This is a genomic window from Neobacillus sp. DY30, assembly GCF_030123065.1.
Classification (GTDB): Bacteria; Bacillota; Bacilli; order Bacillales; family Cytobacillaceae; genus Neobacillus.
This window is the reverse complement of sequence record NZ_CP126093.1, coordinates 5,626,604-5,640,381: the sequence shown is the minus strand read 5'-3', so window position 1 is coordinate 5,640,381 and position 13,778 is coordinate 5,626,604. Positions and strand designations below refer to the sequence as shown.

Genomic DNA, 13,778 nt, shown 5'->3' with positions numbered 1-13,778 from the left:
TAGAGTTACCAAGTTGATTAAAGAGGACTGCAACTATGCAGCCCTCTTTTTTATATATCAACTAGTTTGTCATGATTATCTGTTGGTGTGGTAATCATTGAAATGTTAGGATTAGTGACTAAGAAAAAATAAATTATTTAAACGCATAATTAAATATGCCGAAATATAAAGGTCCCATTAAGAAAATCACTGTAATTCCAATGATTGTAAGTTTAATGGATTGAGGGGTATCTTCGTCATCATTAACCTCTTCATTGAACTTTTTGAAACTAAAATAAACATCCCATAATAAACCAATTACAAATACAAACTTCCATACAAGTGGAGTAAGAATCTGTGTATTCGTAACATAACCAAATAAACCTATCCAAGTGATTACAGAAAATACAAAATCTAATTTACCAAGAGTTTCTTTATATCCAGTTATCAGTATTGCAATAGCAGCAATTGCCAGAAAAGCTAAGTAGCAATACCAAAGAATATCTATCATAATCTTTATGTCCTCTCCCTTATGCTTATTGATTTCATTATAAATGGAACTAAATTAAATATGAATAAATTAATAGCCAATTCGTGAATAATGTGCAGTTAAAAGGGATGGTGTTTGTTATTTGGGTGCCTGTCACCGCTCGTGGACACTGTCCACCTCAGGCGGACACTTCCTCTTTGAAGGACAGCGTTTATGATGGTGCGAAAACAGAAGGAAAGACTCAGAGTCGGCTCTGAGTCTTTCTTTTAATGTTGGCGCTTATTTTATGGGTGTACTTAACTAGTAAAACAGTCTCCCTAGATCACTCACACGGGTGATTGTTTCTTAGGTTACTGTTAATGGTAGTAAGAGAACGGGTAATGGTTTCTTTGTTTAGAGAGTTTTATTAATCATCCATGCGGCCATTGTCATCGTTACCGCCGTTATCATCCATTCGGCCATTGTCATCGTTACCACCGTTATCATCATTGCCGCCATTATCATCATTATCGTCGTCATCAAATTCAACTCGAGTTATTTCACCTGTTTTGGCATCAATTCGCACGTCTGCTTCACCAGAGTTAGACTGTATCTCAAATTTAAACTCTAGTCTTCCATGTTCCATTTCTTGTTCTACTTCCGTGATTGTTCCATTTACTTTGTTAAGAGCGATCTTTGCTGCTTCATTGGTTGTTAGGTTTGATCCAGTAGCGGACTGACTAGCAGAATTGCTGATGGAATCATCTGTCTCCACTTTATAGAAGGTCTTGCCATGCTCGGTTTCCAACTCAATCTCTTGTCCTTTGGAGATTTCAGGCAGGTTTTGAGGATCTACATTCATAGAAGTAACTTTGTCATCTTGATGAATGGAATCATCTGGCTGGGTCCCGCTTTTTGAAGCCCCCACAGCTGCTGCACCGCCAAAAATTAATAATGCTGATAAACCGCCAATCATTAGTTTCTTTTTCATTTTAAATTCCTCCTGTTTTTTAATTTTTTCTACACTTTCACTATATCCAGCGAAGATGAGAATAAAAGGATAGAAACATTAGAAATAAATGAGAGAGATTTTAATGTTAACGGATAAACGTTTGATTCGTTATAAACACTCTATGGCAGTCATGAATGAGCGGAAACCGATATATTGATTCAATCCTAAAACAGAGAAATGATTAGAACAGAAGAAAAGCAGAAGGTAATATAAATATTTTCAAAATATTTAAAATAATCGTTTGACAATCAATTATATACAACGTATACTGATAGTAGTCAAAATATTATTAATACTTCCACTCGCTGAATAATACCCTTTCAGATTCGTGGATAGATTATAATATTTGGAATCAGGAAATATAAATAACAATTAACTGCTAATTCATTGTGACTCTATAAACCATAGAGCTGTGAAGTGAATATAAGCCAGTTGTACATTGAGTCCCGCTATTTTTGGGTACTTTGTGCAGCTGGCTTTTTTATATTCCTTAGCTTCCATATTTTACTATCCAACACGGAACTAGAGGGGTAAACAGTGGTAATTGCAGAAAAACAAAGGGGGCCAATTTTGCAAACAAAAACAATTCTGTAGTCAATAGAAACTATTCTCATATGAAAAAGAGAAAATGGAAAATCGGGATTCTATTATTCTTTCGTATGGTCTTGTACCAAACATTTTTTAAAAATAAGGGCAGAATGTATGTGAGTAGGAGGTGGGAGTTTTTGAAAGGAGCTTTGGAAGGTATAAAAGTATTGGATTTAACGAGGGTACTGGCGGGGCCATACTGTACGATGATTCTTGGGGACCTAGGTGCAGATGTCATGAAAGTGGAGGCTCCGGGAGGCAGTGATGAAACGCGAAGCTGGGGGCCGCCGTTCCAAAATGGTGTAAGTGCCTACTATTTATGTGCTAACCGCAATAAGCGCAGCATCACCGTCAATCTGAAAACCGAAGAGGGAAGGGATATCATTCGCACTTTAGCCAAAGATGCAGACGTAGTGATTAATAACTTCAAAACCGGTTCGATGGAAAATTGGGGCTTGGACTATGACTCTTTGAAAGCGCTCAACCCGAGGCTGGTATATTGCTCCATCACAGGTTTTGGCGAAACGGGACCATACCGGCATTTGCCGGGCTATGATTACATTATTCAGGGAATGAGTGGACTGATGAGCATTACCGGGAATGATGAAAGTGGGCCAATGAAAATTGGCGTAGCGATGGTTGATATTTTAACAGGTTTATATTCTGCCATTTCGATTGAAGCAGCATTACTGGAAAGAGAAAAATCCGGGCAAGGGCAAAAAATAGATATGTCGCTCATGGATACGGCGGTAAGCTCACTCGCCAATGTAGCAAGTAATTATCTTATATCCGGAGCAATCCCAAGAAGACTTGGTAACGACCATCCAAATATTGTGCCTTACTCAACATTCAGGGCAAGAGATGGAGAAATGATCATTGCAGTTGGTAACAACCGGCAGTTTGCCGCGCTTTGTGAAGTATTGGGAATAAGTGAAATTGCAGCAGATGAACGGTTCCATACGAATGAAGCCAGGGTTATTAATAAACGTGAACTCACGGGCATTTTAGAAAACCGGCTGCAAATCAAACCAGTCAATGAGTGGATGGAGCTGTTTTCGCAGCATAATATTCCGTGCGGTCCTATTGCGACGATGGATCAGGTATTTAATCATCCACAAGTATTGGCCCGGGAGATGGTCGTTGAAGTGGATCACCCGGAAGCAGGTTCAGTCAAGTTAGTCGGTTCGCCCATTAAACTGTCAAGAACGAAGACAAAAATAGAACGCCATCCCCCGACTGCTGGCGAGCATACCGTTGAAATCTTGCAGCAGGCGGGATATTCACACTTGGAAATAGAACGATTAAAAAAGAATAATATTATACAAATTTACCAGGAGGCCTATACGCTATGAATTTTGAATTTTCGGAAGAACAGGTAATGTTAAGAAAAATGGTAAGAAGTTTCGTTGATAAAGAAATTATTCCAAATATGAAAGAATGGGACGAACAAGGGAAATTCGATCCGATTATTTGGAAACGATTAAGTGAGCTGGATCTTATGGGTGTTTGTATTCCTGAAGAATATGGCGGAAGCAGCATGGATTATAACTCACTCGCCATTGTTTGTGAAGAAATGGAAAGAGGCGATACTACTTTCCGTACCGCTGTATCCGTTCACATCGGCTTAAACAGTTTAACACTACTGCAATGGGGGAATGAGGAACAAAAACAAAAATATCTCGTGCCGCAGGCAAAAGGTGAAAAGATCGGCGCCTTCGGTTTAACGGAACCGGGGGCAGGATCAGACGTGGCAGCCCTTCAGACAACTGCAGTAAAAGACGGGGATGACTATATTTTAAATGGTTCGAAAACGTGGATTTCCCTTTGCGATGTAGCGGATCATTTCATTGTGTTCGCCTATACGGATAAATCGAAAAAACACCACGGTATTTCCGCATTTATTGTTGAGCGCACGATGCCTGGTTTCTCATCAAAAGCTATTAAAGGCAAAATGGGGATTCGTTCCGGAAATACAGGAGAGTTATTCTTTGACAATGTAAGGGTTCCAAAGGAAAACCTATTAGGTTTAGAGGGCGATGGGTTTAAAATCGCTATGGCCGCACTTGATAACGGTCGATTTACCGTCGCAGCGGGAGCTGTTGGCCTGATTATGGCGAGCTTGGAGGAAAGCGTAAAGTATTGTCATGAGCGTAAAACATTCGGCAAAGAAATCGGCCGGCACCAGCTTGTACAGCAAATGATTGCAAATATGGAAGCAGGATTGCAAATGAGCAGCTTACTCGTATACCGTGCCGGTGAGCTTAAAAATAAGGGAGTGCGGAACACAAGAGAAACATCACTCGCCAAATGGCAGGCTTGTAATTTTGCCAACAAAGCAGCTGATGACGCTGTTCAAATTCATGGGGCTTACGGATTTTCAAGCGAATACCCTGTTGAAAGATTCTTAAGAAACTCAAAAGCACCTGTTATTTACGAAGGAACGAGGGAAGTTCATACAATTATGCAGGCTGAATACGTTCTTGGTTATCGTGTAGATAAGACGTTAAATAAAATGCTGCCTGGGTGGCCGTTTGAAAAAGAAACGATAAAGAACAGGTAAAGGAATTATAGAATGAATGTAATAGACTTCCCTTGTTAACGGGGAAGTCTATTACTGGCTTTGGCCGAACAGGTAAAATACCAAATTATTTATTAAGTGATTCATATTGTTTATACAAATCCTTTAACGCTGCAATTAGCGCAGGGTTGGCTTTTCCTAAATAACCCTCTTTTAACTCATCAAGAGGCATGTCAATCCCATTTCTCAAACTATGGCCTTTTAGCAGTCTTGCAATATAATCTCTCCCGTGTTCAGTTGCCAGTGTACAAGAGGCATCCACAATGACCCCATAATATTTATCAATTTCTGCCGTAATCGTCAGTGTTTCATATATACTTCTAGCTGCCATTCCTGTAGGTAATTTCGCATGTCCAGCAATAAAAATGGTATTCATTCGAACACTCTCCTATATGAAGATTTACTTTTAGAATAATATAAAATTGAAGGAATAGTAAGAATAATTACTGAAGATTTTATCTGTTCAAACGATTTATATTACTGAACTTGATGGTGTCTAAAGACATTAAGCAATAAAGGAGTGATAATTGTAAACGGAATTGGAAAGTTTGGTGGAAAATCTAAAAATAATAGTTTATTTCCATATAGAAGCGGGTAGATACAAGGCATACAAACTTCTTTATTTGTATTTCTAGTAAATGGTTGTATTGGACTGGTTTGATTTTCCAAATCAGTAACGTTTGTACTATTTTTAGAAAATATGGAACATTTCCAATTGCAAAACGTCTTATTAGGTATAGAATAAATATGGGGGGGAGTAACAATGATGAAGCATGGTTTAATTTTGATCACTTTTTTCATGGTAATGACCGCATGTTCTTCTGTAGATGTGTCTCCGGCTAAGGAAGATACGATGAATGACTTATCTCCGCAAACGATTGCTTTGGATCAAACAGATTATATTACTGAAAACGAAATGCTAGAGAGCAATGAAGATATTAAACTGGTAAGCAGTGAAAATAATGAAAACGTTACAACGCAAAGTTCCCACATAAATTCTTCTCAGACAGAAGAAAAGGATATTAAAACTACATATTTATCACAGGAGCCTATGGAGTCACTAACGGAAGAAACACATACTGAGGATTCTATAATCATTGGTGATACGGAATATATTAATTTAATGCATGAAGAAAAATTCGAGGATTGGATAAGTGTTGCGGAGAAATATGGGGCTGAACTCTATGCTATTCCGTACTCTGATGTTTTTGCTATCGTAAAAGATGAAGAGGTACTTGTTGGTATGAGTACTGGGGTTGCCAGCGCTGCACCAAACCATATAGATATTCTATGTGATTTGATGTTGGATAAAGGGGAGTTTGCACAAGAAATTATAGATGGTATCAAGAACGTGGCTCAAACGGGAGAAAGTGTTCAAGTAATAGGTCCGCAGGAATTTGGTGACGATTTTTCAATTGATAAGCAGGATGAGTGGATTGTTGTTTCATGGTAATAAGAAGGGAGGTTTTCTAGTTGTTTAGAAACCTCTCTTTTTTGTGGCGCTTGATTTTATTGTATGGTGAATGGGATAGTGCCGATAAACCAGACCTCCCAAAAAATCAACCCGGGATAGTGCCGATAATTCAAGGCATCCCAAATTATCGGAACAATCAACCCGGGATAGTGCCGATAATCCAAGGCATTCCAAATTATCGGAACAATCAACCCAGGATAGTGCCGATAATTCAAGGCATCCCAAATTATCGGAACAATCAGCCTGGTATAGTGCCTATAACCCAAAGCATCCCAAATTATCGGAACAATCAACCCGGGATAGTACTGATAACCAAAGGCTTGCCAATGAAATAAATAATCGATATTAAAGTGTACAAAATAGCCATAGATTGGTCATACATCTATGGCTATTTTAATATATTAAGTAAGCCCGCCACATTTCACCGATAGGGAAGATTTTATAGATTTATCACATTGCCTCATTGTAAAAAATGTATTCTCTAAAAAATACAGGCAAATTAAGAAGTGAAGTTAATTCGGCAAATGTACTTTTTTGCTCCATATCTATATCCACGATATTATAGCTCCATTCGATTTCTGATGGGATATGAATAGCGTTTATGCCTAATTCTATTGCGGGTATTATGTCTGTTTTAAGGGAATTACCTATCATCCAAATGGAGTTCTTGTTAGCAGGGATTTTGTTTATAACCTTTCGTAAGGCTTTACTGTTTTTATGTTGAGAAATATATATTCTGTCTTCAAAGTAGTGTTCTAATCCTAATTGCCTAATTTTTCTGGTTTGATTTTTCACATCGCCGCCAGTGAATAAGTGTAGTTGATGGCCATCCTCTTGTAATTTATTCAGGACATCATACATATAAGGAAAAGGCTCCACTTCCATTTCAAAAACACGCCGGCCAATATTTCGAACGTGTTCTATTTCATTTGCCTTTATTCCCCTACAGTATTTTTGACAAAAGTAAAAATACGTTGCGACAAGCGATTCTGGGAATTTTTCTGAAAGTAAGCCGTGTATCTCGACACTTTTTAAATCAATTTCTAATTGCTTTTGCATGATCTCTTCTTCGGATGGTGTTATCATCCATTCTTTCATTTTCTTAGTAAATTCATGTTTAGCTTGCGTAAAGTATTTGTTACAGTGGATAAGAGTATCATCCAGGTCCAATATTAAGGTTTGTTGATTCATAACCAATTCCCCCTTAAATAGTGGTGTAAACTAATTATATGGGTAAACAATTTATCAATGATAAAAACAGCATTTCCAACATCAAAATTAGTCAATATGTATGAACGAGGAACTTTGGGACGGTTCTTGTGGTCTAGAAATCCATGGGACCGTCCCCAATGGATAAACGCTAAGAGTAAGAAGTATGTGCATTTGTTGGAAAAACTGTACAAAATTGAAAAGTTTCACTTAAAATAAACTCGTTAGTCTATTTATTTTTAGGAGGAGTATCCATGAAAAGTTTTGAAGAGAAATTGGATCAATATGCTGAACTCGTGGTCAAGATAGGTCTTAACATTCAAAAAGGACAGAGATTACTGATAAATTCTCCTATTGAAGCGGCCGATTTCACAAGGAGACTTACGAAATATGCTTATGAATATGGATGTAAACGGGTATTTGTCGATTGGGTTGATACAGGATTAAATCGAATTCATTATTTAAACGCATCGGAGGAAGTTTTAAAAGATTTCATCCAGCCATGGGAGATTGATAAGTTCAACAGCCTGGCAGACCAGAATGACTGTATGCTTTATATAGCGGGTACAGATCCTGCTGCATACGCAAATATCCCGCCTGAACGTATTATGTACGTTCAAAAAAACGGGGCTGACAAACTGAAATCTCTAGCTGAAAAAAGACTAAGGGGCGACATGCCCTGGGCGATTATCGGCGTACCTACGGAAGCTTGGGCAGCGAATATTTTTCCAGATTTGAACAAAGAAGAAGCGGTCGCAGCACTCTGGGAAGCGATCTTTAAAACAGTAAGAGTGGATCAACCAGATCCAATCGCAGCATGGGAGGAACATTCAGCAGCCCTTACAAAAAAAGTGGATTATCTGAACGAACAAAATTTTAAGACACTCCATTACAAATCAAAAGGAACAAATCTTTCCATTGATCTGCATCCAGATCATAAATGGGTCGGCGGTGGACATCCATCCACTTTTGGTACCGTCTACATTCCAAACCTTCCAACCGAAGAAGTATTTACGACACCACATAAATATGGCGTAAACGGTACCGTGGCTAGTACAAAGCCTTTATCCGCTTTAGGAAACTTAATTGAGAACTTTACCATAACGTTTAAAGAAGGAAAAGTTGTAGATTTTTCTGCAGAAAAAGGCTACGAGACGTTAAAACAGCTTATTAGTATGGATGAAGGGATGTTATATCTTGGTGAAGTGGCACTCGTCCCACATGATTCACCTATATCTAACTCCGGTATCATTTTTAATAATACTTTGTATGATGAGAATGCTTCTTGCCACTTGGCTCTTGGAAACGCGATTTCGATGGCGCTTAAAACTAAGGATATCAGCTCGGAGGAGTATGAGGAAAAAGGTATTAACCATAGCAGCGGCCACACTGACTTTATGATTGGTTCAGCGGATTTAGAGATTGAAGCTGAGTATCATGATGGCAAAAAAGTTCCATTGTTTAGAAATGGTAACTGGGCATAACATGTTGAAAGGGGGACGGTTCTAGTGGCTTTTGAGCCATCAGAATCGGCCCCGTGCTGTCATATGATTCAAGGGAGAGTGGCTGATCATGTATACGGTAAAACGGCTGAACGAACTGACTTTTGATGAAGCACTTCAGATCTGGAATGAGGGATTTAAAGGATACCTGGTGGAAGTGTCGATGACTCTTGAAGGATTTATTTCAAGAATCGTCAAAGAAAACCTTTCGATTTCCAAGTCGATTGTAGCGTACGATGGGGAAAGACCTGTTGGGATTCTATTAAATGGAATTCAGGAAGTGAATGGTGTCAAAGTTGCTTGGAACGGAGGTACTGCCGTAATACCAGAGTACCGTAATAAAGGTGTAGGAAAGTTTTTAGTCGAGTCAGTAGAAGAGATTAATAGGGTAGAAGAAGTAGAAATCTCTACACTTGAAGCCATCAGCGAAAACACTCCGGCTATTGAGCTTTATAAAAAAATGGGCTATGAGATTGCCGATTCTCTTTTATTGATGAACCATGATGATTCTCTGTTGTTAGAAGCAGGTGAGGGTCACTTTTCCTTTAAAAAAGGAAACGCACACGATATCTTTTCATTGGATATTTACGATACAGACATCAAACCATGGCAAACAGAATGGTTTAATAATAAAGATGCAGAGATTCTGACGATACAAGATGATAACAAAAATGCAGGGTATTTTTTATATCGCAGGGTTCTCGATAAAAGCGGCAGTCAAATCGCAACCGTATTGTACCAAGGTCATGCGGCCAAGGATAGGGGAGACCAAAAGCAGATCATTCTGGCAGGTTTGAAGAAGGTGTTTCATCCCCTTGATATGAAGATGAAAAGAATGACAGTGAATACCCCTCTAGGAAATAAAGTTTTGGTCGACGCCCTTAAGGAGCTAGGGTTTTCGGTCTCAACGGAACAAGTGTTTATGACGAAAAAGATTGGTGGAGTATCATGATAGAGAAGGGCTAAAAATGCCTCACATTTCGTGAAAAATTAATCGAAACATTCCTCGACAAAATATTTTCTAGGAAATAACAGAAAGGGTGCTACTTAAAAGGGTTTAGTAGACTTTTAATCAAACGATTGATTGGAAATAATCTTATCTGATTTTGTCGAGTTTACACTCTTTGAGTAGATGAGAAAAAGCCACTGTTTTTCGGCTTCTGTGCACAGTGGCTTACTTCTTAAGATATCTTGCTGAATTTCATTCCAAACGTTAAGATCTCATAACTATTTTTAAGAATAAATCCATAATTTTTTTTATGGTCAATTATGATATCTTCAGCTAAATGGTTAATCACCGATGGCTCGATTAGAACCGTAATTCCCTCAATCTTAAACGTCTCTTCATTGCTTATCTGCTCAACCTGAGCAAGTTCGTACTCATAGGTAGCACCTCAACCAGTAGTTCGAACTTCATTCAATTTAATCACTGGCTCTTCACCAAGCAGATTTTTTAGCTGTTGTTTTGCGTCTATGGTAAGTGTAACTTTCATTTTTTTCACCTCACAGATAATAATACCCTTTCTGAATCAAATTAATCGAGAAATTTACTTTAACAAACCTTATAGGTTAGTCTTAATATGTCTCTAAATCTAGTGCTTTTATGATTATAAAGGATTTTTAACGTAAACAATAATATACTTTTAGTAGGATGGTTATCAAAGGAGGCTATTATGAAGCAGCTTTATATAAAACAGAAGGTATTCAGTCTCAGTGGCAAGTTTACGGTTAAGGATCAGCAGGAGAAGGATGTTTATTTTGTAGAGGGCAGTTTTATGCAAATTCCAAAGACTTTCTCCATCATGAATACAACTCGAGATCAAGTTGCACTCATCACGAAAAAGACGTTCAGCATGTTGCCGAAGTTTTTTGTTGAGGTGAATGGCAGAGAAGTGTTAACGATTAAGAAGGAGTTCTCCTTCTTTAAAGCACGCTATACCATTGATGCGGCAGGCATTGAAGTAAATGGTAATTGGTTTGATATGGATTTTCAGGTATTACAGCATGGTAAAGTCGTCGGAACGGTGAGCAAGGAGTGGTTCACTTGGGGCGATAGCTACAAGGTTCAAGTATTGAATGAAGAGATGGAAACCATGGTGATTGCGCTCGTTGTCGCTATTGATTGTGTCAAAGCTGACCAAGCAGCCGCTTCCTCAGGAGCGACGACTTAATGTAGGAAGGTACATAGACAATAGGACGGTTCTTTTGGTTATAAGCATATTAACAACCATGAGAACCGTCCTTTTGATTACGAGGGATTCGTTGACCACAGTCCTGCAGTTTTTAGGACAACTCTTGGATGAAGCTTTAAACCTGAGACAATCAGGTCAGCTAAATCTTCCGGGTGCATCACTTTTTCTGGATCACCAGTAATGAGATTTGTATCATAGGCTAAATCAGTAGCCACTGTGCTTGGTGTTAAAGCTGTTACACGAATATTATGTTTTCTTACTTCCAGCATAAGCGATTCTGTCAACCCGAGAACAGCGAATTTGGAGGCACTATATGCACTTGTGACAGGAGCTCCTTTTTGCCCAGCTGAAGAGGATATATTGATGATATCCCCGGATTTCCTTTCAATCATACCTGGTAAGACGGCTCGAGTAACATTATAGACACCCATTACGTTTACACGGATAATGCTTTCCCACTCCTCAGGAGTTAAATCTAAAAATCCACCAAACTTAGCTATCCCTGCGTTGTTAATTAAAATATCAATAGACTCTAGGTCTGACTGTATGTGTTCTACCGCATGTTGAACAGACGTTAAATCAGCTACATCCGCCGTTGCTGCGGAAACGCTGATATCATATGAAGCCAGTTCAGCTGCAACTTTCTCTAGATTAGACATGTTTAAGCCAATTAATCCAAGATTTACGCCTTCTTTTGCTAAGGCGATTGCAGTTGCACGTCCTATTCCTCTTCCAGCTCCTGTGATGATTGCGTTTTTTCCTTTTAATGAGATCATCTTTACACTCCCTATGTTTACTAATAAGTTATTGCACAGGTATTATCTCCATATTTTTCAAATTCATTACTAACAAGGTTTTACCGTAGAGGTCGAAATATAAATGGAAATGCATTTGTTAATTGATTTAAACCTAATCTAATTCTCAACTGGAATGGATTTTTTATTTACTCTTTTAGTTCTTATAACATAAGAATCAATAATTGAAGCAAAATAACAGGGATAACCTAGGGGGTGGCTTATGGAACACAGCCAGTTTTGGGGCCAGATATTTCAGAAAAATACAGAGGTTAATGCTCTATATTCTGATTACTGGAAAGAATATTCCGATTTGGGAACGTGGCAATTTTGGATGGTTTTAGCGCTATTAATCATTCCGCTATTTGTATTATGGTTTACAATTGATCGAAAAAGGATTTTTGAGTTGTTTTTCTTCGGTTATACCGTACATATTCTTTGGACGTATATTGATATTGCACTTGGAAGAAACGGTTACTTTGTTCACAAATATTTTTTAACTCCTGTTCTGCCAAACGCAGCCAATATGACAGCTTCTGTATTACCAGTTGGTTTTTTGCTGGTCTATCAATACTGTACAAATAAACAAAAGAACTTTTATTTATATATATCGCTCTTAAGTGCTTGCTTTGCTTTTATTTTTGCTTCAATTGAGCAATACATGGGATTTGTAGAATTCCGAAAAGGAATGAATCAATTTTATGTTTTTCTAATTGATTTAGTCATCGTATTTATTTCTTATTGGTTTACAAAGTTTATTCTTAAACTAAAAAATACGGTCAATTCTTAATCTGTTTCCTAAAAATAGCCTAGTCTATAGAACTAGGCTATTCCTGTATTTATTTTGTTAAACTAGTTTTACGTTCATCGCTGTTTCATTTTGTTGGAAGCATACAAAACATTTTGTCTGTTTCTAATTTTGTTGCACTAAACGGACAAGCATATGAGCCAGTTTATGCTGCTCTTCCTCAGTCCCTACTTTCCAAAGCTCTTGCAATAATCGCTCCTCGGTATTCTTAGGAGACTCCTTAGCCGCCAGGTAATCGGCTACTTTCTGAGCCGAGTTGGCTAACTGCTCTTCATCCATACCTAGCTTTCTTCCTAGATTAACTTTTCCACTAAGATATTCCCTGAAATCATCAAAACTTGTTAAGGCATCACCATTCTTATAAATCTGGTTTTCGATCTGTTTCTCATCTAACTGATTGTTCATGAATATCCTCCTTTAGTGTACTAAAAGTTTTCATGTGCTCGTCTTGTACATTCCCTGTTTCCTCGCAAATAAACCTTATTAAAAAAAGATTTCCAAAAAAGGTTAAACTGACCATTAAATTCCAGACAGGCGAGAAAAAATTAATTGTCCTTACATGAAGACCAAACGAGGGAAGAAAAGGTAAAGATGGTTCTTCATGAAGTGTTCATGAAGACCAAACGAGGCGAGAAAAGTTAAAAAAGGGCCTCATGAAGTGTTCATGAAGCCCAAATGAGGTGAGAAAAGGTAAAAATGGACTTCATGGAGTGTTCATGGAGCCCAAAAGAGGCAAGAAAAGTAAAAATAGATTCACAGTGGTTTTTTACTATCATCAAAATATCTTACTAAATTTCCAAAAGTTTCGATTTCATAATCAATCTCTACATTGTTTATCTGCTCAATCTGGCAAAGGTAGTGTATTGCTCGTCGATCGGGATGAATGGATTGATTTTATCCTAGTGTTTAACAGATCAATTAAAAAGGAGGTTCCGGTGAAGGCGATAGAGATTGAAACTAGTAGTCGTGATCTAACTTGTGTTAAATGTGGAAGTCCGATGGTTTTAAAGACGGGGAAGCGAGGGGTTTTTTACGGGTGCAGTGGTTTTCCGAAGTGCCGATATACCAGAGATAGTTTGAATGCAAAAAAAGAGATTCAGCCAGCGGCCGAATCCAAAAATATATAAATATGGGAGATATGAAAAAGATAAAGTTTTAGGCTTCCTCTTCATG

Annotated in this window: 14 protein-coding genes; 8 read left to right on the top strand and 6 right to left on the bottom strand. The window is 38.1% G+C overall.

From position 1 onward, the window contains the following. Nucleotides 1-133 precede the first annotated feature (133 nt). On the bottom strand, nucleotides 134-490 hold the full coding sequence (locus QNH29_RS27850) for a hypothetical protein (RefSeq protein WP_283862475.1): 357 nt from the start codon (nucleotides 488-490) through the stop codon (nucleotides 134-136). 385 nt (nucleotides 491-875) lie between these two features. Further along, entirely contained in the window at nucleotides 876-1,439 is a 564-nt protein-coding gene (locus QNH29_RS27845; protein WP_283862474.1) for a PepSY domain-containing protein, read from the bottom strand. A gap of 746 nt (nucleotides 1,440-2,185) precedes the next feature. On the opposite strand from QNH29_RS27845, the gene QNH29_RS27840 reads away from it, so the two are divergent. Together QNH29_RS27840 and QNH29_RS27835 are read left to right on the top strand one after the other, a co-directional pair. After that, on the top strand, nucleotides 2,186-3,400 hold the full coding sequence (locus QNH29_RS27840) for a CaiB/BaiF CoA transferase family protein (protein ID WP_481858847.1): 1,215 nt from the start codon (nucleotides 2,186-2,188) through the stop codon (nucleotides 3,398-3,400). Then, nucleotides 3,397-4,608, top strand: coding sequence for an acyl-CoA dehydrogenase family protein (locus tag QNH29_RS27835; protein WP_283862473.1), 1,212 nt, complete (start codon nucleotides 3,397-3,399; stop codon nucleotides 4,606-4,608). Before QNH29_RS27840 ends, QNH29_RS27835 begins: the two co-directional genes overlap by 4 nt. An 85-nt stretch (nucleotides 4,609-4,693) precedes the next feature. On the opposite strand, the gene QNH29_RS27830 is transcribed toward QNH29_RS27835, so the two are convergent. After that, nucleotides 4,694-5,002, bottom strand: coding sequence for a DUF3870 domain-containing protein (locus QNH29_RS27830; protein ID WP_283862472.1), 309 nt, complete (start codon nucleotides 5,000-5,002; stop codon nucleotides 4,694-4,696). 387 nt (nucleotides 5,003-5,389) lie between these two features. Here QNH29_RS27830 and QNH29_RS27825 point away from each other — a divergent pair, with 387 nt between their 5' ends. Continuing rightward, nucleotides 5,390-6,079 carry a hypothetical protein gene (locus QNH29_RS27825; protein WP_283862471.1) on the top strand — a complete coding sequence of 230 codons (690 nt, stop codon included), beginning with the start codon at nucleotides 5,390-5,392 and terminating at the stop codon, nucleotides 6,077-6,079. Nucleotides 6,080-6,550: 471 nt separating this feature from the next. On the opposite strand, the gene QNH29_RS27820 is transcribed toward QNH29_RS27825, so the two are convergent. Next, nucleotides 6,551-7,291, bottom strand: a complete 741-nt coding sequence (locus QNH29_RS27820; RefSeq protein ID WP_283862470.1) for an HAD family hydrolase — start codon at nucleotides 7,289-7,291, stop codon at nucleotides 6,551-6,553. A 272-nt stretch (nucleotides 7,292-7,563) separates the two neighbouring features. Between QNH29_RS27820 and QNH29_RS27815 the strand changes: the two genes are divergently transcribed. The 3 genes from QNH29_RS27815 (at nucleotide 7,564) to QNH29_RS27805 (ending at nucleotide 10,982) form a co-directional block, all read left to right on the top strand. After that, nucleotides 7,564-8,793 carry an aminopeptidase gene (locus QNH29_RS27815; RefSeq protein WP_283862469.1) on the top strand — a complete coding sequence of 410 codons (1,230 nt, stop codon included), beginning with the start codon at nucleotides 7,564-7,566 and terminating at the stop codon, nucleotides 8,791-8,793. A gap of 88 nt (nucleotides 8,794-8,881) precedes the next feature. Beyond that, nucleotides 8,882-9,763: a GNAT family N-acetyltransferase gene (locus QNH29_RS27810; RefSeq protein ID WP_283862468.1), complete on the top strand. Its 882-nt coding sequence runs from the start codon at nucleotides 8,882-8,884 to the stop codon at nucleotides 9,761-9,763. 721 nt (nucleotides 9,764-10,484) lie between these two features. Then, the gene (locus QNH29_RS27805; RefSeq protein WP_283862467.1) at nucleotides 10,485-10,982 is read left to right on the top strand and encodes an LURP-one-related/scramblase family protein; all 498 of its coding nucleotides are present in this window, start codon (nucleotides 10,485-10,487) and stop codon (nucleotides 10,980-10,982) included. A 77-nt stretch (nucleotides 10,983-11,059) separates the two neighbouring features. On the opposite strand, the gene QNH29_RS27800 is transcribed toward QNH29_RS27805, so the two are convergent. Continuing rightward, nucleotides 11,060-11,779 (bottom strand): 3-ketoacyl-ACP reductase, encoded by a 720-nt coding sequence (locus QNH29_RS27800; protein ID WP_283862466.1) that lies wholly within the window; start codon nucleotides 11,777-11,779, stop codon nucleotides 11,060-11,062. Between the two features lie 241 nt (nucleotides 11,780-12,020). Between QNH29_RS27800 and QNH29_RS27795 the strand changes: the two genes are divergently transcribed. After that, nucleotides 12,021-12,587 (top strand): hypothetical protein, encoded by a 567-nt coding sequence (locus QNH29_RS27795; protein WP_283862465.1) that lies wholly within the window; start codon nucleotides 12,021-12,023, stop codon nucleotides 12,585-12,587. Nucleotides 12,588-12,710: 123 nt separating this feature from the next. Here the strand turns inward: QNH29_RS27795 and QNH29_RS27790 are convergent, their stop codons facing one another. Then, nucleotides 12,711-13,010 carry a DUF3243 domain-containing protein gene (locus QNH29_RS27790; protein ID WP_283862464.1) on the bottom strand — a complete coding sequence of 100 codons (300 nt, stop codon included), beginning with the start codon at nucleotides 13,008-13,010 and terminating at the stop codon, nucleotides 12,711-12,713. Nucleotides 13,011-13,321: 311 nt separating this feature from the next. Here QNH29_RS27790 and QNH29_RS27785 point away from each other — a divergent pair, with 311 nt between their 5' ends. Next, nucleotides 13,322-13,732: a topoisomerase DNA-binding C4 zinc finger domain-containing protein gene (locus QNH29_RS27785; protein WP_283862463.1), complete on the top strand. Its 411-nt coding sequence runs from the start codon at nucleotides 13,322-13,324 to the stop codon at nucleotides 13,730-13,732. Nucleotides 13,733-13,778 lie beyond the last annotated feature (46 nt).